This is a genomic window from Cryobacterium sp. TMT1-66-1, from assembly GCF_004403435.1.
In the GTDB taxonomy this organism is placed as follows: domain Bacteria; phylum Actinomycetota; class Actinomycetes; order Actinomycetales; family Microbacteriaceae; genus Cryobacterium; species Cryobacterium flavum.
Window position 1 is genome coordinate 374,103 of sequence record NZ_SOGP01000023.1, and the last position, 20,979, is coordinate 395,081.

24 protein-coding genes and 3 pseudogenes are annotated in these 20,979 nt (G+C 64.0%); 11 read left to right on the top strand and 16 right to left on the bottom strand.

The features are described from left to right. Positions 1-296 precede the first annotated feature (296 nt). Complete coding sequence (chrA, locus tag E3T29_RS18115; protein ID WP_134346872.1) at positions 297-1,511, bottom strand: chromate efflux transporter; 1,215 nt, start codon at positions 1,509-1,511, stop codon at positions 297-299. 503 nt (positions 1,512-2,014) lie between these two features. Here chrA and E3T29_RS18120 point away from each other — a divergent pair. From E3T29_RS18120 to E3T29_RS18130, 3 genes are all read left to right on the top strand, one after another. After that, the gene (locus tag E3T29_RS18120; RefSeq protein WP_241987890.1) at positions 2,015-2,266 is read left to right on the top strand and encodes a helix-turn-helix domain-containing protein; all 252 of its coding nucleotides are present in this window, start codon (positions 2,015-2,017) and stop codon (positions 2,264-2,266) included. Between the two features lie 419 nt (positions 2,267-2,685). Then, positions 2,686-3,534, top strand: coding sequence for an alpha/beta fold hydrolase (locus tag E3T29_RS18125; protein ID WP_134346874.1), 849 nt, complete (start codon positions 2,686-2,688; stop codon positions 3,532-3,534). An 86-nt stretch (positions 3,535-3,620) separates the two neighbouring features. Next, on the top strand, positions 3,621-4,085 hold the full coding sequence (locus E3T29_RS18130; RefSeq protein ID WP_134346875.1) for a hypothetical protein: 465 nt from the start codon (positions 3,621-3,623) through the stop codon (positions 4,083-4,085). A 49-nt stretch (positions 4,086-4,134) separates the two neighbouring features. On the opposite strand, the pseudogene E3T29_RS18135 reads toward E3T29_RS18130, so the two are convergent. The 7 genes and pseudogenes from E3T29_RS18135 to E3T29_RS18165 all read right to left on the bottom strand — a co-directional run. Beyond that, positions 4,135-4,335, bottom strand: a pseudogene (locus E3T29_RS18135) (transposase); the annotation flags it as partial. A gap of 108 nt (positions 4,336-4,443) precedes the next feature. After that, on the bottom strand, positions 4,444-4,659 hold the full coding sequence (locus E3T29_RS20795) for a hypothetical protein (protein ID WP_370449196.1): 216 nt from the start codon (positions 4,657-4,659) through the stop codon (positions 4,444-4,446). Between the two features lie 53 nt (positions 4,660-4,712). After that, positions 4,713-5,192, bottom strand: a complete 480-nt coding sequence (locus E3T29_RS18145; RefSeq protein ID WP_134346877.1) for an AAA family ATPase — start codon at positions 5,190-5,192, stop codon at positions 4,713-4,715. Positions 5,193-5,336: 144 nt separating this feature from the next. Continuing rightward, on the bottom strand, positions 5,337-5,672 hold the full coding sequence (locus E3T29_RS18150; RefSeq protein WP_134346878.1) for a DUF1206 domain-containing protein: 336 nt from the start codon (positions 5,670-5,672) through the stop codon (positions 5,337-5,339). 58 nt (positions 5,673-5,730) lie between these two features. Continuing rightward, positions 5,731-6,867 (bottom strand): LCP family protein, encoded by a 1,137-nt coding sequence (locus E3T29_RS18155; protein ID WP_241987891.1) that lies wholly within the window; start codon positions 6,865-6,867, stop codon positions 5,731-5,733. Between the two features lie 274 nt (positions 6,868-7,141). Next, positions 7,142-8,197, bottom strand: coding sequence for a hypothetical protein (locus E3T29_RS18160; protein WP_134346880.1), 1,056 nt, complete (start codon positions 8,195-8,197; stop codon positions 7,142-7,144). Between the two features lie 102 nt (positions 8,198-8,299). Beyond that, positions 8,300-9,214: a DUF808 domain-containing protein gene (locus tag E3T29_RS18165; protein WP_134346881.1), complete on the bottom strand. Its 915-nt coding sequence runs from the start codon at positions 9,212-9,214 to the stop codon at positions 8,300-8,302. 282 nt (positions 9,215-9,496) lie between these two features. Between E3T29_RS18165 and E3T29_RS18170 the strand changes: the two genes are divergently transcribed. The 3 genes from E3T29_RS18170 (at position 9,497) to E3T29_RS18175 (ending at position 10,269) form a co-directional block, all read left to right on the top strand. Beyond that, positions 9,497-9,733, top strand: a complete 237-nt coding sequence (locus tag E3T29_RS18170; RefSeq protein ID WP_241987892.1) for a hypothetical protein — start codon at positions 9,497-9,499, stop codon at positions 9,731-9,733. Then, complete coding sequence (locus tag E3T29_RS20405; RefSeq protein WP_241987905.1) at positions 9,720-9,794, top strand: hypothetical protein; 75 nt, start codon at positions 9,720-9,722, stop codon at positions 9,792-9,794. Before E3T29_RS18170 ends, E3T29_RS20405 begins: the two co-directional genes overlap by 14 nt. Before the next feature lie 64 nt (positions 9,795-9,858). Beyond that, positions 9,859-10,269 (top strand): hypothetical protein, encoded by a 411-nt coding sequence (locus tag E3T29_RS18175; protein WP_134346882.1) that lies wholly within the window; start codon positions 9,859-9,861, stop codon positions 10,267-10,269. A 136-nt stretch (positions 10,270-10,405) separates the two neighbouring features. On the opposite strand, the gene E3T29_RS18180 is transcribed toward E3T29_RS18175, so the two are convergent. Further along, positions 10,406-10,723 carry a YdeI family protein gene (locus E3T29_RS18180; RefSeq protein ID WP_134346883.1) on the bottom strand — a complete coding sequence of 106 codons (318 nt, stop codon included), beginning with the start codon at positions 10,721-10,723 and terminating at the stop codon, positions 10,406-10,408. Positions 10,724-10,817: 94 nt separating this feature from the next. On the opposite strand from E3T29_RS18180, the gene E3T29_RS18185 reads away from it, so the two are divergent. Both E3T29_RS18185 and E3T29_RS18190 read left to right on the top strand, forming a co-directional pair. Further along, positions 10,818-11,459: an NADPH-dependent F420 reductase gene (locus E3T29_RS18185; protein WP_134346884.1), complete on the top strand. Its 642-nt coding sequence runs from the start codon at positions 10,818-10,820 to the stop codon at positions 11,457-11,459. Between the two features lie 9 nt (positions 11,460-11,468). Further along, positions 11,469-11,861, top strand: a complete 393-nt coding sequence (locus tag E3T29_RS18190) for a hypothetical protein (RefSeq protein WP_134346885.1) — start codon at positions 11,469-11,471, stop codon at positions 11,859-11,861. Positions 11,862-11,895: 34 nt separating this feature from the next. On the opposite strand, the gene E3T29_RS19915 is transcribed toward E3T29_RS18190, so the two are convergent. The 4 genes and pseudogenes from E3T29_RS19915 to E3T29_RS18210 form a co-directional block, all read right to left on the bottom strand. Beyond that, the gene (locus E3T29_RS19915) at positions 11,896-12,606 is read right to left on the bottom strand and encodes a response regulator transcription factor (protein ID WP_134346963.1); all 711 of its coding nucleotides are present in this window, start codon (positions 12,604-12,606) and stop codon (positions 11,896-11,898) included. Then, positions 12,603-13,323: pseudogene (locus E3T29_RS19920) on the bottom strand (sensor histidine kinase); the annotation flags it as partial. The gene E3T29_RS19915 and the pseudogene E3T29_RS19920, both read right to left, overlap by 4 nt. Continuing rightward, positions 13,323-13,747 (bottom strand): annotated as a pseudogene (locus E3T29_RS18205) (potassium-transporting ATPase subunit KdpA); the annotation flags it as partial. The pseudogenes E3T29_RS18205 and E3T29_RS19920, both read right to left, overlap by 1 nt. Then, a complete protein-coding gene (locus E3T29_RS18210; protein WP_134346886.1) occupies positions 13,747-13,836 on the bottom strand; it encodes a potassium-transporting ATPase subunit F in 90 nt (29 codons plus the stop codon). The gene E3T29_RS18210 and the pseudogene E3T29_RS18205, both read right to left, overlap by 1 nt. Before the next feature lie 399 nt (positions 13,837-14,235). Here E3T29_RS18210 and E3T29_RS18215 point away from each other — a divergent pair, with 399 nt between their 5' ends. After that, positions 14,236-14,736 (top strand): hypothetical protein, encoded by a 501-nt coding sequence (locus E3T29_RS18215; RefSeq protein WP_134346887.1) that lies wholly within the window; start codon positions 14,236-14,238, stop codon positions 14,734-14,736. A 94-nt stretch (positions 14,737-14,830) separates the two neighbouring features. Then, complete coding sequence (locus tag E3T29_RS18220; RefSeq protein WP_241987893.1) at positions 14,831-16,696, top strand: bifunctional 3'-5' exonuclease/DNA polymerase; 1,866 nt, start codon at positions 14,831-14,833, stop codon at positions 16,694-16,696. A 139-nt stretch (positions 16,697-16,835) separates the two neighbouring features. Here E3T29_RS18220 and E3T29_RS19965 read toward each other — a convergent pair whose 3' ends face one another. Continuing rightward, positions 16,836-18,125: a hypothetical protein gene (locus E3T29_RS19965; protein WP_166792462.1), complete on the bottom strand. Its 1,290-nt coding sequence runs from the start codon at positions 18,123-18,125 to the stop codon at positions 16,836-16,838. A 526-nt stretch (positions 18,126-18,651) separates the two neighbouring features. Between E3T29_RS19965 and E3T29_RS18230 the strand changes: the two genes are divergently transcribed. After that, complete coding sequence (locus E3T29_RS18230; RefSeq protein ID WP_092342239.1) at positions 18,652-19,173, top strand: DUF3145 domain-containing protein; 522 nt, start codon at positions 18,652-18,654, stop codon at positions 19,171-19,173. Between the two features lie 182 nt (positions 19,174-19,355). On the opposite strand, the gene E3T29_RS18235 is transcribed toward E3T29_RS18230, so the two are convergent. Then, positions 19,356-20,591, bottom strand: a complete 1,236-nt coding sequence (locus E3T29_RS18235; RefSeq protein WP_134346890.1) for a beta-ketoacyl synthase — start codon at positions 20,589-20,591, stop codon at positions 19,356-19,358. Positions 20,592-20,695: 104 nt separating this feature from the next. Continuing rightward, positions 20,696-20,944 (bottom strand): acyl carrier protein, encoded by a 249-nt coding sequence (locus E3T29_RS18240; protein ID WP_092108059.1) that lies wholly within the window; start codon positions 20,942-20,944, stop codon positions 20,696-20,698. Between the last annotated feature and the right edge of the window lie 35 nt (positions 20,945-20,979).

Below are 20,979 nucleotides of genomic sequence, written 5' to 3' on the forward strand. Positions count from 1 at the left end.
GCCCTGGTTGTCACGTCTTCCGTAGACCCGAATGCGCGGTATGGCGTTCATGCACATGGCGGCTTTGGCCGAGATATACCTGACCATCAAACGCGAGATTTAAGGTTGCGGAATTGACCATATTGTTTCGCGAGATAGTTACAAGAAACTTCAAGCCGCACAAGCCAAGCCGAGTGTTGGAGTAGACCGCGGCGGCATCGCGCCGCGTCATAGCGGGAATGAGACAGTCATCCCCGTGTCGAATCTCATTCAAAGAGGGGGGCGCTAACGTCGTTGGAGCCGGGATCGCTATCTGTTTAAAGCATTTCTTCGGGCAGAAGAGTAAGCACTATCCCGCCGACAGCACCGACGCCTACGACAGCCCAAGCCGGTATGCGCCACGCGATGAGCAGCACGAAACACAAGAGAGCCAGGACGAATGGGGCAGGACCCGTGATCGAATTTGTAAAAACTGGGTCATACAAGGCTGCGGCGAGGATACCGACAACTGCAGCGTTCGCGCCGCGCATGAGCGCTTGCGCCCACGCTCGCAATCGAAACGCATTCCAGAACGGTAATACCCCGATGAAGACAAGTAATCCTGGCAGGAACACACCAATTAAGGCGAGAGTGGCACCTGCGGTACCGCCCGGGCCCACGTTTGAGACGGTGCCGAGATACGCAGCGAATGTGAACAAGGGGCCGGGTAGCGCCTGCGCCGCGCTGTATCCGGTGAGAAATTGATCCGGAGAAACCCATCCCGGATCCAGGACTCCGGCTTGCAACAACGGCAAAACGACGTGACCGCCGCCAAACACCAGCGCCCCGGCCCGGTAGAACGCGTCGAACACTTCAATCGTCTCCCATTCGGTCGCGGTAGCCGCAACCGGTAACGCGACCAGCAAGATTGCGAAGAGCGACAGGCAAACCCATCCGGCGGCACGGGAGACCGGGAATCGGATCATTTCAGTCACGGTGCCGGAGCCAGCACGGCACCAGATCAGGCCAGCACACGCGCCCGCCACAAGAGCGATGATCTGACCCATTGGTCCCGCGAGCAGAAGCGCGCTGAGAACAGCAATCACTGCGATGGAAGCGCGAGCAGGATCGGGGGTAATGGTACGTGCCATTCCCCAGACAGCCTGAGCGACAATCGCTACGGCGACGATCGTGAGTCCAAGGATGATCCCGGAACCAATCTCGCTGTGAAATAAGCTCGCACCGTAGCCAAAAGCCACCATCAGGATGGCAGAGGGGAGAGTGAAAGCGAGGAACGCGGCGATAGCCCCCAGCGGCCCTGCTCGGTACAGGCCCAGACCGAATCCGACCTGGCTCGACGCAGGGCCTGGGAGGAACTGCCCGAGCGCGACGAGATCTGAGTAATCGCTATCGCTAAGCCATCTGCGGCGTTGGACCAACTCCTCACGGAAATATGCGAGATGTGCCACCGGGCCCCCGAAGGATGTTAATCCCATTCTCAAAAATACCCAGAAGACCTCCCAGGCGCTCTTACGCACGCGAGGTTCAACCATGCGGCCTTCCGAGGCTATTGCTTGGCCCACTCCCCACGCGTTCGGCCTGATATTCCGCTTGTGAGTTACTTTTCTGGACACAAATGAAGTGTCGCACGCTCCGGTTAACGAGCGGATACCCCCCCTGCACCGCAGGGAGATCGCCAAGATACGTGACGTGCTGGACCAAGGTCCAGAGGTTAGAGGTTAGAGGTTAGAGGTTAGAGGTGAGAGGTGAGAAAGTAGAACAAGAAACCGAGAGGAAACGCCACTCCGGCGAGGACGATGAGCTCTCCATCGCAGTCGTGTGCCCCAGCCGGTGCGGGGCGTCATTCTGTTCGGCCTTGATCAGGACTCTCGTTAAGAGCCATGGCGACAGCCCGGCCAATGATCGGGTTCGATCACCTCTGCCGAAAACTTGACGGTCATATAGCCATCGGTAGCTTTGACGGCGATAATACCGCCAGCCAGGCTGAAGGGTATAAGACCGTCGGAAGGAGTTTGTCCTGGCTGCACGTGGAGAAGTGAAGGGCCCAGAGGGTCTCGGTCGAATGCTGCAGCAGGGCCGTCTCGTAAGCGGTCTGACGCAGCGCGATCTCGCGGAGAGGTTGGACACCGACCAGAAGTACATCTGGGGTTTGGAGTCCGGCAAGAACACCATCGTGATCGAGCGCCTCTTTGCGATCATGCGGGAGACCGGTATTCGCATGTACATGGAGGTCGATCCAGGCACCGACGGGCCCCAAGACGATGTTGTGGACGAGCCCCGTGGGTGACTTGCGCGTCGAGCTATACGGCGAGTTGGTCGGGCATCTGGTCGGTGCGCACGCTGTGATTCTCAGTTGACGGCGTCGGGCTGGCTGCCGGCGATCTGAGCGAGGGCGGCCAAGTGGCCCTCGAACGTTTTTCGCCCATCGACCGTGAGCGCGTGTGTTGAAGACGCTCGGGCGCAGCCATTTCGTGAAGCTGCTTTCCGGCTGAGAGCCGATTGCGGCATCCGCTCTTGGTGGCCATTCGTTCGGTGCGGCTCAATCACGGGCAGGAAGGCAGCTAACGGCGGTGCGACGCCTTCGCCCTGGAGTTCGCGTGCACCCCCAGGTCGGGCAGGACTCAGCTTTCTCCTAGCAAACTCGGATTACGCCCCGCAACTATCCCGACTACGTTCGGGGCACCATACCAATTTCAAGGAGAGACCATGCCCTTCATCACCGTTCCCGCGCCAAATGAAACCGATGTCGAACTGCATTACGAGGACGCAGGCGCCGGTAAGCCCGTCGTGCTGATTCACGGCTGGCCACTCAGTGGCAGGTCGTGGGAGGGCCAGGTGCCCGCACTCGTGGACGCCGGCTACCGGGTGATCACCTATGACCGTCGCGGGTTCGGCCAGTCATCCCAGCCCTGGAACGGATACGACTACGACACGTTCGCTGCCGACCTGAAGGTCGTGCTCGACACCCTCGACCTGCACGAGGTCACCCTCATCGGATTCTCGATGGGCGGCGGTGAGCTCGCCCGCTACGTCGGCACTTATGGCACCGACCGCGTGGCGAAACTCGTCTTCGCCAGCGCAGTAACTCCGTATCTCTGGAAGTCGGAGGACAACCCCGAGGGCGGTGTCGACGCCGGCCTGGCTCAGTGGTTCCACGACGGCCTGACTGGCGACCGGCCGGCATTTCTGCACGAATTTCTTGAAATGTTCTTCACGGCCGGTAAGCCCTCGTTGGCCAACAAGCCTAAGGTCAGCTCCGAGCAGATTGCCTACAACCGCGATATCGCAGAAATAGCGTCACCGAAGGGCACGCTCGACTGTACGACCGCGTTTGCGACCACGGATTTTCGCGACGACCTGACGAAAATCACCGTGCCGACCCTGGTAATACACGGCGACTCCGACACGATCGTGCCGTTTGAGGTCAGCGGTAAGCGTACTCACGAGGCCATCGCCGGCAGTGAACTCGTGCTGATCGAAGGTGCTCCGCACGGTCTCACCGTGTCGCACACGGACGAATGGAACCGGCACGTTCTCGAGTTTCTCGCGAAGTAGAGACTCGAGGAGAGCCCGTCGCTGATCGGTGGCGGGCTCTCCTCCGCCCGGGGTCGGACTCGACCAGGCCCGCTCGCAAAATCACCGTGGCACGTCGAGCTGCAACCGGTTGCGGAGTCGAATTGACGGATGCCGTCGCCGCCAGCTGTGCCAGTGGCCTTCCGTACCGAATCGACGATATCCGCTACATCGACGGCGGCTACCGATCGAACGCCGAGAATGCTGATCTGGCCGCCGGATACGGACGGGTGCTGGTGGTGTCACCGTTCGGCGGCAAATCATTGACGCCGCTGCCCTCGGGAGTGCATCTCGCCACTCAGATCGCCGAGCTCCGCGCCGAGGGCAGCACGGTCGGAACGATCTTTCCAGAAGAGCGCTCCGAGCACCTGTTCGGTGTTCACGCGATGAATCTGTCGCTTCGGCCGCTCGCTGCTCGGGCTGGATACGAGCAGGGCACAGCAAGCGCTGACTACCTCGCCGGGTCACGTCCCGCTGAGTGGTGGAGTTTCTCGACACCGTGCAGGTCAGTGGTTCTGATTATGCCGCAGTGAGTTCGGGAACGGGAATCACCCCTGTGAGGATGCTGGCGTCGACGGTTGCGCGGGCGTCGTGGAGCATCTGGGCGACCCTGGGGTGGGAGTGTTCGAGCATGCGGGTGACCTCGTCGAACTGGGCCTGAACGTGCTTGGCGTCCGGCTGGGCGAAGATGGTGCGGATGACGCTGGCGACCATTTCCTGGCTGGCGCGCGGGACGATCGAGAGAATATTTCGCATTTGATGGACACGGCAGCGTTGCCAGCTGGCGCTTTGGAACACGGTGCCGATGGCTTTCTTCGATGACCTGCTCCAGCCGGATTCCGAGAATGTCGATCAGCGCTGTGACCATCTCAGGATCGACCGCACCCGAGCTCAGCAGTGGCGGCGCTGCGAACGCAAGTTGTTCTTTCTCGATGCGAACGGGAACCAACCCTGCGTTGCATTCCTGAACCACAACGCCCGGAGTTGCAGGCACGCCGCCAGCGTCCAGCCAGGCCCGGGCGGTGCCGAGCGTTGAATGGCCAGCGAACGGTTTCCGGTGCAGGGACCGTCGCCGAACACGTCGACCTGGCGAAATTGTCGGATCATCCTCGAACGCTACCAAAACGCGGAAGCGGATTCCGCGGCGGCCCTATTGTCATCTAGCGGTCTTCGAGAACTCGGTTGACGATGTCACTGACTGTTTCGGAAGGCGGGAGCCTGCGCTCCCGTACAAAACTGAGTGGTTGCCATCCGTGGTACCAGACGGCCATCTCGTCTGCGGTGAAGTCGACAGCCCTTGAGCGGGTTTGGTGTCGGAGGACAGTTTCCTCAAAACTCAGGTCGAAGGCATAGAAGCGGGCGTCTTCGGTCATAAGCCTGACGCGCGCGAGCATAGGACCGTACCGGTCGGCGTTGAAGATGCCATCAAGGATCACGTGCTGTCCGACACCCAGGCAGTGCGCCGCCGCAGCTTCGAGCAGATCAGCGTGCGCGAGGCTGTCCTGTTCACGCTCGTGGTAGATCACCCGGCGGAAGTGGTCTTGGCTGAGAATGGCGGCCCGTCCCGGCAACTCCGATTGGAGTCGTTCGGCGATTGTGCTCTTGCCTGAGCCAGAGTTACCACGCAGCACGATCAGCATGAATCGACGCTCGCGGCTGAACCGAGCCCTCGGTATGCGCCAATAATTAGCGTAACGCCAACGTCGATGTTCAATTGTCTCCTCGTTGACCCGACTACTGCCGTGCCCCTCCTTCACAGCGTATCGACGACGACGCCACGCTGGTCACGCGGGCACGAATTCTGCGTGGATGCCTTGACCTTGGTTGACGACGGCTAGAACGCGGCGACTACGACGAGAATGGCGACGACACCCAGCACGATCCCCTTGGCGACGTAGCCCACGACTCCGAGAGTGATCACGGCTCGGGCCGCTCGGCACGGTGAGGTCGGCCGTGAATTTCTTGGCGGCACCCTTGTAAACGAAGTAGGCGCTGATCGCGAGCACGATCAGCCCGGCCCTGAACAAAAGGACCACGCCGCCGGGGGAGGCGAGCAGCGTCGCGCTGACGTCGCTGGCGCTGTATTTCTCTGCGGATGCGACGTGGTTCGGTTTCAGCAAGGCTCGAGACGTGTGCGTGGCCGCGCAGTGTCGGCTCCGGACGATCGACAGACTGCCATCACCTGATGGCCGCTTCGGCACACGAGTCGTCCTGCGCCGTTTGGCCGGTGAGACCGTCCAGCGGCTGAACGGTCGGTACTGGTGCAGGGACGGCGGTTTCGCCCGGTTCCGGCGTTGACGTTTCGACCGGCACTGCGGAATCCGCTGTCGGTTCCGGAGTGGAGGTCGTTCCCGGGAGAGTGAAGGGCTGATCGGCTGCGAGTTTGGTGAACATCTCAGCGGCCACGGATTCCACCGGAACGACCTTGCCCGGAAAATCGGGATCCTCGGTGGTGCCGGGATATTGCACGAACAGCAGTCGGTCCAGATCGATGTCCTTGAGTGCCAGGGCCATCGATACCATCGTGTCGATGTCGGCCAACGAGGTCGACAACTGAATGTTGGTGGCTGCAGCATTGGCTAGTCTGACCAGGGTGGGGATGCTGGTCAGGGTTCCGTTGCCCTGCACGGTGCGCATGAGTGAGGCCATGTAGATTTGCTGCGAGGAGATTCGTGCCAGATCGCTGCGGTCGCCGACGCCCTTGCGGCTGCGCAGGAACGCGAGCGCGGTGTCTCCGGCGACGATGCTGGTGCCCGAGGGCAGGTCCAGTCCCGCAGCGGGGTCGTTGATGGCTGCATTCAGGCAGATGGGAACGCCGCCGACGGCGTCGCTCATCTGCACGACCCCGTCGAACGAGATCAGCCCGGCGTAGGGGATGGTCAGCCCGGTCAACTCGGACACGGTTTTGACCACGCAGGGGAGTCCGCCACGAGACATCGCCTCGTTGACGGGCCGTGCGGCCATCGCCGAAAACTCGGTGCCGCTCGCGGCATCCGTGCAGGCGGGGTGCGCCACGATGAGATCGCGGGGGATGCTCACAACGACCGCGTTGCTGTGGTCGGCAGACACGTGCACGAGAATGTTCACATCGTTGAGAGTGCCGTCACGTTCACCGTACGCCGCGCTTTGCGTTGCATCGTTGTCGATGCCGACCAGCAGAATGTTGAAACCGTTTTCGTAGCTTTCGAGCTGTGGCACGGGCGCGGCCGTGTCACCCGTGGTGATGTCGATCGCGTTGTCGTCGACCGTCTTGCTGAAGCTCCACACCGCCACCGTAGCCACCGCTGACGTGCTCACTGCGGCAACGGCCAGCACGGTCGCCACCAGTCTGAGGGCGATAAAGTACGGATTCGAGCGTTTCAGCCGCCCGTGACGTGCTACTCCGACGATCCGCTTGCTTCGCCTGCCCGCTTCAACCACAGAGCTCCGTTCGTTGTATCCGATCAAGCCCCTCGACGTTGCGCTGGACCATTCCGAGGGTATCGCGCCTCCCGGGGATGACCGTGTTCACGCCCTTTGGCGGAGCGGATGCGCTGACGCAGACGCGGCGTGCCGGTTCACCGCGATAGCCAGCCAGCGGGCCGCTTGACTACGGTGCGACGTAGGCGGACACTGTTGGCACGTGCGGCGAGGTACTAGACATGACCATGCCGTCGGCCAACCATGTTGCCGTCAGATCGAGAAGCACGCGTGGCCCGGTCGCCTCGGGGTCGAGGGTACCCAAAACCACGGCGTTGAGACGCAGGCCGTTCTCGGCAATCTCGGTGGCAGCCGCGCAGATACTCGTCGCGGTGAGGTCGACCTGTTGCACCACGAGGCAGTACGGGCCGGAACCGAGCCGGGCCAGGTAAATTCCGTAGGAGCCTCGAGGCGTGAGTCCGGAGGGTCGCACCATGCTGTAAGCCGGTCCGAGGTCGGCCAATTCACCGGCCGAGGGGTCGATCGGTTGGTCGAAAAGCCCGGCAATGGCGCCGACCGCCGCTTCGTTCGGCAGCACGCCGGGTGTGTTCTCAGCTGAGCTGGGGCCGGCAGTGGCCGAAGAGCCGTTCTCGAACGTGGCCATGATGCCCTGCTGCAGCGCCTGGGCACCGAGCGTGCCCAAGACGCCAGCGGCCACCCCTGCGGCCAGCAAGATTGAACGCCAACGCACTCGGCCGGCCAGCGGCCGGTCATCGGTGACCGCGTTCGTGGATCTGTCGGCGGGTGGGGGAGCGGCGACACCGGACGCGAGATCCTTGGTGACCGCCATCGTGGCGGCACCCGCATCAGTCAGATCGGTACCGAACCGTTCCAGCAGCTGGGCGACGGCATCCGCGCGCGCAGCGAGGTGCACAGTGAGCTGCCGCAGGCGGTGCTCGCTGGCTGTCGCACGCACGGTCGATCCAGCCTCCGTGCGTTCGAGCGTCGGCTCGGGCATTGCTGCGCGGGAGAAAACACTGGACTGCAGCTCCACCAGGTGCACAGCCGGGTCGATCTCGCCGGCGGGTGTCGGCTGTAACGGATGCGCGGCCCACCACAGCGCGTCCATCACGTCGTGTGCGTCCCGGTTGGTACCGATCAGGGTGGCGAATTGCTGGTCGAGATCCGCGCGCAGGGCATCGTTTCTTTTCGCGGCCGCGCGTAACTGGAGCGCCAGATTGTTCACTCGTCCCCGCATCGTCTACCTCACCCTATCGCTCGGCCGCCTGCCCCTTGGTAGCTCGGCACTGCCGTCCAGGCGCTACGTGGCGTGCTGTCCGGATGCAGGCTAGATATTCGGGGTGGAGACTTCCTTGGTCGTAACGGGAGGTTTACTGCGTTTTAGGAGACCCGACAGTGCGAAAGTGATCCCGGCGATGATGAGCCCGAGAGTCAGGCCGAACACGGCCGACAAGCCAGTGTCGGTGAGCCAGACAACAGCCGGGCCGGCGGATTCGACCGAGTGCGTGACGACATGGAGCAGGTCGTAGGGGCCGTGCCAGAACGTCTCTGCGAGGTTTGCGATGACCAAGTGGCCGCCGACCCAGAGCATGGCGACCGTTCCGATGATGCCGATCACACGGAACACGGTGGGCATCGATGCCACGATGCGTGCGCCGGTACGTCGCACCTGGCGGGCGGGGTTCTCCATCAAAGCCAGGCCAATGTCGTCGATCTTGACCAATAGTGCGACGGCACCGTAGACGAGCGCGGTCATGCCCAGACCGATGACCACCAGGGCGCCGAGGGTCATCCAGATGCCGAAGTCGGGGTCGAGGCTGGCCAGCGCGATCAGCATAATCTCGGTGCTGAGGATGAGGTCGGTGCGGATTGCGCCGAAAATGAGCTTGCCCTCATCGCGGGATTCCGTCTCGTCAACGATGTGACGGGTGCCGAACCATTCGGTGACTTTTTCCGCACCTTCGAAGCACAGGTAGGTCCCGCCGAAGATCAGCAGAAACGGCAAAACCCACGGCGCGAACGCGGACAGGAGAAGCGCGAGCGGGATGATGATGACGAACTTGTTGAACAGGCTGCCCAGCGCGATGCGCCAGACAACATGGAGTTCGCGTGCCGGCGAGAGCCCCTGCACATACTGCGGCGTGACGGCCGCATCGTCGATGACGACGCCCGCGGTCTTCGCGCTCGCCTTGAGGGCGGCCGTGAGTATGTCATCGACGACAGCAAGCAGGCCGACAGACATGTGGTACTCCTCGGTTGGGGCATCGCGCTCGCACGGTGCAATGGCGGTGAGGTCCAGATTACCGTGGGGAGGTGAGCAAGAGTCGTCATGGTGGATTCAGGCGAGCGGATGCTCACGCTCGGCACCGGTCGCCGCCGCCAAGTGGCGGTCACCCGACCTGCTTGCGGGGTCAGAAGTCGAGTCGGCGGCCGAAGCTCCGTTTGGCTCGGGGGCGGGCAGAGCAGAAGGCCTCACGGCCGAGCTGCACCATCTCATGGGGCTGGAGCCCGGCTGAATGCGCGGATGCGTCCTCGAGCACCGCTCGACACGGAAACATCCCTCTTCGCCGACGAACTGCGCAGGGCCGGGCATGTCGTTCACACACCCGACCTGTTCGATGGCCGTACCTTTGAAACCATAGACGAGGGCGTTGGCTACGCCGAGCAGGTCGGCTTCGGCGACCTGATCGACCGCGGCGGAACTATTTCTCTACCCCGGAGACCAGCACTATTTCGCCGACAGTTCGCTGCCGTCGTATGACGCGGAGGCCGCCGCGCTGTTGCTGCACCGCACGCTCGTGTTTCTTCACTCAACCGCATAAAAGGGATGTCCGAGACGCCGCCTACACTAAATGGCGTAGATCGGCCCCTGGAAAGGAACAGACCATGAGCACCATCTTCAGCAAAGAGGAAAAGGCAGCCATGCGGGCGGCTGTGGCCGAGGAGAAGGCCGCCAAGGCCGGTGCCGACCTGGCGGCAGCCTGCCTCGCTGCAATCGCCGACTTGACCGGCACAGACAAGGAGTTGGCCGAGACCCTGCACACGCTGGTTACGAGCCACACGAATCTGGCCGGGAAGACCTGGTACGGCATGCCGGCCTACGCCGATGGCGATGGCAAGGTGGTGGTGTTCTTTCAGAGCGCCGCGAAATTCAAGGTGCGCTACGCCACCATCGGCTTTCAGCCAGACGCGCACCTTGACGACGGCGATTTCTGGCCGACCTCCTACGCCGTCACCAAGCTGACCAACGCCGATCAGGATCGGCTGGTGGCATTGCTCAAGAAAGCCGTTGGCTAGCGCGACTTCACGCGGGCCCAGATCTGCGCCGTCCCGCGCTGGTCAGGCATCAAGCGAGACGCCGCGCGCGAGTCGGCAGACGGCCAGCATCGACGGAAAGGTTGCCTGATCGCCCAGGAACCGATCGTCAGAGGGCTCAGGACACCCCACGAAGGTCGGCGATCGTCTTCCCGACGCGACGCGCGCGGGTGTCGTCACCCTTCGCATCCGCGATGGCCCGAGCATATTCTTTGCGGCGGCTGTAGGACAGCCTGTTCCAGGCGGCAGTAGCGTCGGAATCCTCCGCGAGCGCCAGTGCGAGCGTCGGCGGCACCTCGACCTCCCGCGGCTCGTCGTCACGCACAATAGTGACCTCCACGGCGTCTCCGCCGCCGAGTTCTGCGACGACCGCGTCCGGGATCACGATGCCGACGTTGTTGCCGTTTTGCAATAAATTCGTGGTGAATCGAGGCATCAGTTGCGTGCCGTTCCCTTCTCAGCGCCGACCCCGCCTCTCCGCGTGGCCGCACGGCGGGAACATTTTTGGGGTCGCTATCGTTGTCGCCAGTATGACAACTATTGGAATCATCGGTGCAGGAAACATTGGCAGCCAGGTCGCGCGAAAGGCGATCGAGAGTGGCTATGACGTCGTAATCAGCAATTCCCGAGGACCGGAAACCCTGGCAGACCTCGTGGCGGAACTGGGTCCGAAGGCGAGCGCCGGGACCGCAGCGCAGGCTGCCGAGGCCGCCGACGTGGCGGTCGTCACCGTGCCGCTGAAGGCCTACGCGAACGTGCCCGTCGAACCCCTGTCCGGCAAGATCGTCATCGACACCAATAACTACTATTTCGAACGCGATGGACACATCGAGGCCCTCGACAATGGCCAGGCGACCGTGACGGGCATGTTGCAGAAGCACCTGCCAATGTCTCGCGTGGCCAAGGGATTCAACCACATCACGGCCGCCGACATCACCGCGGATTCCTTCCCGACCGGGGACCCCGAGCGGCGCGCGCTGGCCACGTCCTCTGACTTTTCGGATGCCTCTGCCTTCGTTACCAAGCTCTACGACGAATTCGGCTTCGACACCGTCGACATCGGCCCCCTCGCCGAAAGCTGGCGCGTCGAGCGTGACCGCCCCGCCTATGGCGTGCGTCAGACCATCGCAGAGCTCGAGGCCAACCTGGCGAAGGCACCGCGCACCGTCTGACCCAGCCCGGTGAGCGGAGAAGTCACCTGGAACCGCACACGTCCGCCGACGAAGATTCCCACACTTGGTGGACCCACAGTGTTGGCGAGCGGCCTGTTTCTGCCGCTCAGTCTGGGCGTCGGGGCGGCCGGCACAGCCTATGTCTCGCAGAACGCACTGGGGGTGCTCACCAAGGTCAGTCCCGTCGGCACGACCAGTGTCGTTGCGAGTGCCAACCCCGGCGATGAACTCGGGGCCGTCTCCGTGCGTAACGGCACCGTCTACTACTCGACCAACACGCACGATCACACCGCATCGGCGCTGTACTCGATCCAGCGGCACCTACCGGCCCAGCCACCTATGCCGGAATCGTCGATACCCACCCCTACGCCAGCCTTCCTTTGGATGACGGCGTGTATGTAGCGGATGCCGGTGCCAACGCCGTTCTCAAGGTCGGTTACGACGGAACGGTGAGCACGGCCTCCGTACTCCCGGCCGGTGACCCGATCGTGGTCACTCCCGAGATCGCTGCCGGAGTCGGCTTCCCCGCCGGCACCGCCTTGAGTTTCTTGCGCAGCTGCGCAACGTAGAGCCGCAGATAGCCGGAGTCGTTGGTGTGGTGGGGCCCCCACACCTCGCTCAGCAGGAGCTCGCGAGTGACCAGCTTGCCGGGGTTGCGCAGCAGAACTTCTAGAATGCGCCACTCGGTTGGGGTGAGTCGAATGACCTCCGATGCCGCACCGGTCACCCGCTTGGCGGCGAGATCGACGGTGACGGCGCCGAACTGCACCACCGGTTCGTCGCCGACCGACGGCACGCGCCGGGTGAGAGCGCGGATTCGGGCGAGCAGTTCCTCGATGGAGAACGGTTTCGTAACGTAATCGTCGGCGCCGAGGTCGAGGGCGTCGACCTTGTCGGCGGCCCCGGTGCGGCCGGAGACCACGAGAATCGGCGCCTGACTCCATCCCCGCACCGCCTCGATCACGGCCAGACCGTCGAGGCGCGGCATTCCGAGGTCGGGCATGAGCAGGTCGGGGTGCTGTTCGATGACGGCATTGAGCGCGTCGGCGCCATCGCCGGCCGTGATGATCTCGTAGCCGCGCGCGCCGAGCGTGATGCGCAGAGCGCGCAGAATTTGCGGATCGTCGTCGGCGATGAGAATCTTCATTTGGGTTCCTCCCCGGCCGGGCCGTCCGGAATAGCCGGCAGGACGATCACCATGGTGGACTCCGCCACCGGGCGTGTCATCGGCGTCGAGCGTGCCGCCCATGCCCTCGACGAACCCCTTGGCGATGGCCCGGCCGAGACCGAGACCGGTCAGGTTGTCGGTGTCGCCCAGTCTCTGGAACGGTACGAAGACATCCGCTCGCCGCCCGGCGGGAATTCCCGGTCCGTGGTCGGTCACTCGAATTTCCACCTGACCGGCGAACTCGCTGGCCGAGATCCGCACGCGCGTTCCGGCGGGAGCAAAGCGGATGCCGTCGGCCACGACGTTCACGATGGCCCGCTGCAACAGCCCCGCGTCGGCCAGAACCGTGCTGAGCTGGGGGCCGAGGTCCAAGTCGACCTGCTCGGGACCGAGTTCGAGCTCGTCGAGGGCCGGAAGAACCACGTCGGCCACATCGACCGGGCCCCGCCGCACGGCCAGTGCGCCGGCCTGCAGTCGGCTCACATCGAGCAGGTTCGTGATGACCGCCGAGAGCGATTCCAGACTTTCGTCGGCGGTCCCGAGCAGCTCGGCGCGGTCGTCGGCGCTCAGCGCAACGTCGGTGGCGCGCAGCCCGCTCACGGCCGCGGTGGCCGACGCGAGCGGGCGACGCAGGTCATGTCCGACGGCAGCGAGCAGGGCGCTCCGCACCCGGTCGGGCTCGGCGCGCGGCGCGATCGCATCGCCTCCTGTGAAGCGACCGGCCCACCGGGCAGCGACTGGGTCGCCCCGCTCAGGGTCGTGATGGTTGTAAAGCCGCTCACGTTCTGAATCACGCCGGCAGCGATGAGCACGATCGCGGCCACAATGGACAACGGCAACAGCAGGCGCAGGATGCCGCGGGTCAGGTCCACCCAGAAATTGCCGATCGTGCCGGCCCGCACGGCAGCGAACGCTCGCACCAGGGCGATGGCCACGGAGAGCGCCGCCAGGTCTGTTCGGAGCGCGGATCGACACCGATCAGTCGGTAGAAGCCGCGCTCGACGCGCAGGTTCCGCCGGCTGGTGTCGATGAGCGCTATGTAGTCACCGAGCGGGCGATAGATGAGGGCGAGAACCAGCGCCACGGTTGCCGCCTGCAGGGCAACCAACCAGTTATCCATTAGAACGACTCCGGCTTTATTAGGGCAACGAGCAGGTAGACGATGGCGGCCACGGCCAGACCGGCGGCAATGACCGAGAACACGATCACAGTTTCTCGACCCCCCAGGCGACAAACGCGACGAGGGCGAACAGGGCACAGACGCCCAGGAGATAGACAAGGTCGAGCATGAAAGCTCCTTCTGCGGCGGCGAGAGATAGACGTGGCGGCGCGGGTTGTGTGCTGCACCGGAGAAAGTAGACACCCGCCGGGAACGGGACGGGACGATCCTCACGACTTCCATACGCCGCACGGCGCAAAGCTAACGACATTGCCGCGGGCAAAGGTCGTCGGACAAATTCTTCTGGCCACTGAACCATTCCCCGTGGTAACTCGTGGTAGCTCCAAGGACCCCTACGCCTCGCACCACAGCACCGATACCAGTCATCGAATAGCAACACTTCATCACGCACCAATTCGAAAAGCGTGCACCGAGAGAAGGAAGCAATCATGAACAGCAGAATTTGGCTCAAGGTCGGGCCCGTCGTCGGGGCGGTTGCGCTCAGCGTTCTCGCGCTGACCGCATGCTCGCAGGGTACGACGGCACCGGCTGCCGACACATCGAGTTCATCCAGTGCGACGAGCGACGCCGCCGTCAAGCCGGCTCTGGCCACCGCGGACAGTTCGCTCGGCACGATCGTCGTCGATACCGCCGGGATGACCCTGTATGTGTTCGACAAGGACGTCGCCGACTCCGGCAAGAGTACCTGCGAGGGCGAATGCCTCGTCAAATGGCCAGCCGTCATCGCCGAATCCGACACCCCCACCGTTGACGGTGTGACCGGCACGGTCGGTGTCATCACCCGCACCGACGGCACCAAGCAAGTCACCCTCAATGGGCTTCCGCTCTACTACTGGGCGGGCGACGCTGCTGCCGGTGACACCACCGGCGAGGGTGTTGGCGGCGTTTGGTGGGTTGTCGCTCCCAACGGCGACAAGATCGCTGGATAACGTCCTCAATCAGGCGTCGCCTCGCAGACCCCGTACCCATCGGCACCGCGAAGCCGAGGGGTACGGGTGCTCCGGCACCGGGCAGAATAGACGAGTGTATGTTCTGGTGCGGCAGGCGAGCGGGGGCGACGTGCTCGTCGACCCGCTGGACGATGCCGGCCTCCCGCTCGAGACTGCCCGCCGACTCACCATGAGCGGGTTTCACTCGTTCGTGATGTCCCGCGAGCCGACAACGCGCGTGCCAGCGGGGCAAAACGCCGCTGCGCCCCGATGGGTCTGGGAAGACACCGCCCGAATCTATCCCGTTCTGCTCGCCGCCGGGATCCGTGTGGACCGTTGCCATGATCTCCGCCTCTGCCACGTGATCCTGAAGAATTCCGCCCTCACGATGACGAGCCCACTCGCGCTGGCCGCACCAGGTCGCTGGGATGTGGCGAGCTTGGGACCGATCGACGAGGCGGAACCTCGGGCGACGCTGTTCGACCTCGACGTCGACGGTGACGCGGCCGATGAATTTGGCGCTGACGGCTCCGGTGATGCCGCTGCCGGTGACTCCGGCGCAGCGCGCGAGTTTCGACGCCAGCTCGACGCCGTGGCATCCGCTGGCGAACCGGGTCGACTGCGGCTGCTGCTGGCGGCCGAATCCGCCGGTGCCCTGGTAGCCGCGGAGATGCGTTATGCCGGACTGCCCTGGCGCACCGACGTGCACGATGTGCTCCTCACCCGGGAACTGGGGCCGCGGGTCGCGCCCGGGGTACGGCCGGAGCGTCTGGAGCTACTGGCCCAGCGCATCCGCTTCGAACTGGATGATCCGGACCTCAACCCTGACTCCCCGCAGGATTTGTTCAAGGCGCTGCAGCGAGTGGGCCTCAGCGTCACGTCCACGCGCGGGTGGGAGCTGCAGAAGCTGGAGCATCCGGTCATCGAACCGTTGCTGCAGTATAAGAAACTGGCCCGGCTGCTCAGTGCCAACGGCTGGACCTGGATGGAGTCCTGGGTCGTCGACGGCCGATTCCACCCCGACTACGTACCTGGAGGTGTCGTGACCGGTCGCTGGGCCACCCGCGGTGGGGGAGCGCTGCAGTTGCCCAAACAGATTCGCGGTGCCGTGGTCGCTGACGACGGCTGGAAACTCGTCGTCGCCGATGCCGCCCAACTCGAGCCGCGAATCCTCGCGGCGCTCTCACAGGACACGAGCATGGCCACGGCCGGGCGCGGAACCGACCTGTATGCCGGAATTGTGTCGAGCGGCGTCGTCGAAACTCGCGACCACGCCAAGGTCGCCATGCTCGGCGCCATGTACGGCGCCACGACCGGGGAAAGCGGTCGACTGATGCCCCGCCTCGCCCGCGCCTATCCCCGGGCGATCGCCCTGACCGAGTCGGCCGCCCGCGCGGGAGAACGTGGTGAGGTCGTCACGACCAGACTCGGGCGATCGTCGCCGATCCCGGGACAGGGTTGGCACGAAGCCCAGGCGCAAGCCTATGATCCGGCGGCAACGGCGAGCGATGAGCGTCGCGCCCGCAGTCAGGCCCGCGACTGGGGACGCTTCACCCGCAACTTTATCGTGCAGGGCAGTGCCGCTGAATGGGCCCTGTGCTGGATGGCCGAGATCCGCCGCGAGCTCACGGCCTTGCCAGGCCTTGCACCCCGCGATCGCGCGGTAGCGGCCCGCTCCGAAGCGGATGCCGCCCCCCACACAGCCCCCGAGTCCGGTTCTCTCGACGAGCGGTCGACGTCGCGGGCTCCGGGGCCCCGCCGGCCCTTCGACGCCGAACCGCATCTGGTGTTCTTTCTGCACGACGAAGTGATCGTGCACACGCCGGCGGAGCTGGCCGAGGCTGTGGCTCAGATCATCGTCACGGCCGCCGACACGGCGGGGCGGCTGCTCTTCGGTGACTTTCCGGTCGACTTCATGCTCACGGTGGCCACCGTAGACAACTACGCCCAGGCCAAGTAGCCGGTCAAAGTCGACCTGCGTGACGGGTGTGCGGTGCGGGTATGCGGGTCTGGGCGCGTAGAAAGGCGGGCCCCGCGCTGTGTGCGTGGGGCCCGCCGGGTGTTCCTGCGAGGGAATTCTGTGGGGGTTGGTCTGGTGGTTAGCCCTTTTTGATGACGACGGTGGTGTTGTCGGTGTAGTAGTTGCGTTGGAAGTCGATGGTGGTGGTGGTTTTAGCGATCACGGCGCAGTTGGCGACCTTGGTGTCTCTGCCGAAGGTGTTGTCTTTGATGATCGTTCCTTTGAGTGGGCCGTAGGCTTTTTCGGCGATGTTGATGGTGCAGGCGCCGTTGTTGGCGAAGTTGTCGGTGAAGCTGAAGTTGGAGACGACTCCGCGGTCCTGGGTGATTTGCACGGCGGCGCTGTGTGAGTCGGTGAGGCGGTTGCCGGTGACTGTGACGTTGTTACCGATCTGTACTTGGATGGAGTCGTCGTGGCTGGGTGATCCTCCCTGGTTGGGGTCGTTGAGGTAGTGCGTGTGGTCGTGGATCCAGCTGTTTTGAATGAGTACGTTGCTGCCGGTGACGTGGATGCCGTCGATGACGTTGTGGATGTTCAGGCGGGTGGCGGTGAAGTTGTAGCCGTAGATGCCGTTGGCGTCGGGTGAGGCGACGGTGGGGAACAGTTCGGTGTCGGTGATCACGAGGTTGCTGTAGCCGCCGAGGTTGTTGATCAGGGCGCCGGGACCGTTCATGGTGCGGCCGCGGATGATGGAGTTTTTGATGGTGACGTTGGCGGCGCTGATTTTGATCAGGCCGCGCACGTCGAGGCCGTTCAGGACGGTGCCGGGGGTGGTGACGTTGATGTCACCGTTGACGACCTTCAGGCTGGTGCCGGCGGGAACACCGGTGTTCGTCGCTGTTGGCGTGCCCGCCGTCGGCTGAGCTGGAGTCGGTGTGGGCGTCGGCGTCGGGGTAGGAGCCGGTGCCGGGGTGGGGGTGGGGACGGTTTTGGCGGTGTAGCCGACGATGGTCATGTCGACGGTGACGTTGGCGGTGGCGCTGGCGACGGTGAGGGTGCCGTCGGATTTGCTGGTGACGGGGACGGTGTAGGTGCGTTCGGGGCCGTCGCCGGTGGGGGCGGTGAAGTAGTAGCGCTGGGTGTTTTCCGGGCCGACGAGAACTTTGATGTCGGTGCGGGCGGCGGCGGTGGTGTCGAACATGACCTGCACGGAGGCGGCGTCAGCGGGGATGGTGCCGAGGTCGGTGGTGACCTTGCTGCCGGCGGGGACAGCGACCGTGGTGGTGTTCGTGGCGGCTTGGGCCGGCAGCACGGCGAGGCCGCTGAACGCGACGGCGAACGCGCCGGCGGCGGCGATCAGGGCCAGGCGGCGCGACGGACGAGCGGTGGAAGGAAGGGTGGAGCGCGAAGCGAAAGCAGTGTTGGACATGGGTCACATTTCGTCTAGTGCACGGATTCGGGGGGTGCGGGTGAGCGGCTGTGGAGGGGGCCGCGTCGTGTGAAATGAGTATTGCCCACTATGGGTATTGTCACAATCGAATACGGGTTTTTCTCAGGTTCACCCCTCGTTCCGGGGTAGACGAAAACCCGAAACGGGCACAAAAAAGCGGCCGGACCTGAGATAACAGGGCCGACCGCATCCGTATAACGAATGTGGAGTCTGTGCACGATTTCCCGTACGCGCTGTCCCAATGCGGACTCTGGTGGTCACAGATGTGCGTTCGCGGCCAACGAAGCCTCGCCTACACCGGGCCCCGGGAAGGCCTGTCAGGTGCTTGTCAATGCGCAGGTGGCTGGGGCATAATGGCGCTATCGGCTCGCTGCGCTCTGGCGGTCGAACAATTTCATATTCACCATCGTGCCCACAGCAGTGAGTTGAAAGTAGCTCAGCGTTGTAAGCGCGGTCGTTCCGAGGTCGTTGGGGAAGACGCACCTACTAGGAACGGAGAAACACGATGGATGCAACACCTAACCGTCGGACGCGGATTGCGCGGGGGGTGCTTTTTGTGCACTCCTCTCCGCGGGCCGTCTGCCCGCATGTCGAGTGGTCGGCTGGCCGTGCGCTCGGCGAGGCTGTCAACTTTGCCTGGTCAGAACAACCGGCTCTGCCCGGATCCCATCGGGCCGAATATTACTGGGAGGGATCCCCGGGTACCGGCGCGGCACTCGCATCCGCTCTGCGCGGGTGGGAGCAGTTGCGCTTTGAAGTCACCGAAGACGCCGGACCGGGTTCGGATGGCGGTCGCTGGCTGCACACGCCTGAGCTGGGAATCTTCTATGCACAGACCGACAGCGTGGGTAATGTCGTCGTGCCGGAAGATCGCATTCGATCGGCGATGGAGCGTGCCGGAGCCAACGCGATCGAATTGCACCGGGAGCTGCGCCTGGCCCTCGGGCAAACCTGGGACGACGAGCTTGAACCGTTCCGGCAGGCCAGCGATCTGAACGCCGTGGTGTGGCTGCACCAGGTCGGCTGATCAGACCGGTTCCCCAATGCGTGCGGTTCGCCCGTGATGGCGTGGCCTGTCGACCGGCGATACTCCCGGTGGCAATCCCACGAAGTCGACGTCTGTTCCCGTGAACACGGCCAGATTCGGCGAATCGCCTTACAGAAATGACCCCGTCCGAATCCGGACGGGGTCATTCTCATCTGCAGTACTTAGACGGAACGGAACGCCACGACCGCGTTGTGCCCGCCGAACCCGAAGGAGTTGCTCAGCGCGAGCAGGTCTCCGGCAGGGAGCGCCCGCGGAGTGGTCACCACGTCGAGCGGAATTTCCGGGTCCTGCGACGTGAGGTTGATCGTTGGCGGTGCGGTGCGCTCGGCGAGAGCCTTCACCGTGAAGAACGCCTCGAGGGCACCGGCACCTCCGAGCAGGTGGCCGGTTGATGCCTTCGTGGCCGACACCGGGATACCGTCGAGCAGGTCACCGAACACTCGCTTGAGAGCGTTGTACTCGGCGATATCTCCGACCGGGGTGCTCGTGGCGTGAGCGTTGATGTGGGATACCTCAGCGAGGGTCGCACCGGCATTTTGCACCGTCGACACCATGGCGCGGGCAGCCGCGGTTCCCTCAGGGTCAGGCGCGGTAACGTGGTACGCGTCGCTGTTGACGACGCCGCCGACGAGCTCAGCGTAGATGTGCGCTCCACGTGCCTTGGCGTGCTCTTCGGTCTCGATGACGAGGGCGGCAGCGCCCTCGCCGAGAACGAAACCATCGCGGGTCACATCGTAGGGGCGGCTCGCGGTGGCCGGGTCGTCGTTGCGGGTCGACAGGGCGTGCATCGCCGCGAACGAGGCAATGGGCAGCGGGTGAATCGCGGCTTCGGAGCCGCCAGCAATGACGACATCGGCCAATCCGGCCTGCAGACGGTTGTAGGCGTTGACCAGAGCTTCGGTGCTCGAGGCACAGGCGGAAACAACCGTGGTGATACCGGCACGGGCGTGCAGGTCCATGCCAATGGCCGCTCCCGGGCCGTTGGGCATGAGCATCGGCACGGTCATCGGCAGCACGCGGCGCGGGCCGCGTTCGCGCAGCGTGTCCCACGCGTCCAGCAGGGTCCACACGCCACCGATTCCGGTGGCCCAGTCCACGGCGAGGCGCTCAGGCTCGACCTCGGGAGTGCCGGCATCGGCCCAGGCTTCGCGCCCGGCGATCAACGCGAACTGGCTGGACGGGTCGAGGCGTTTGACCTCAAAGCGCTGCAGCACATCTGCGGTCTTCACGCGCGCCTGTGCGGCAAAAGTTACGGGAATCGCTGTTTCAGCGACCCAGGCCTGCTCGAGGGTGGTGGTGCCCGATTCGCCGGCCAGAAGGGCCGCCCAGGTGTCGACCGCCGTGCCGCCCAACGGCGTAGTGGCACCGATACCGGTGATAACGATTTTCTTGGTCATAAGTCAACTCTCCATGGAACGACAAACGTGTGGGCCGGCGCGTTCCAGCACCAGCCCAGTGAACAGGTCGGCCGTTTGCCGGCCGACCTGGTTCAGGCTTGGGTCTAGTCCTGGGCCTTCACGATGAACTCGACGGCGTCGCCGACGGTCTTGAGGTTCTTGACCTCTTCGTCGGGGATCTTCACGTCGAACTTCTCTTCTGCGTTGACGACAATGGTCATCATCGAGATGGAGTCGATGTCCAAGTCGTCGGTGAACGACTTGCCCAGTTCAACCGTGTCGGTTGCGATTCCGGTCTCGTCGTTGATGAGCTCGGCCAGGCCGGTCAGAACTTCTTCGGTGGACAATGCCATGATATTTCTCCTTGAGGGGTGTCTCGGTTGACCGA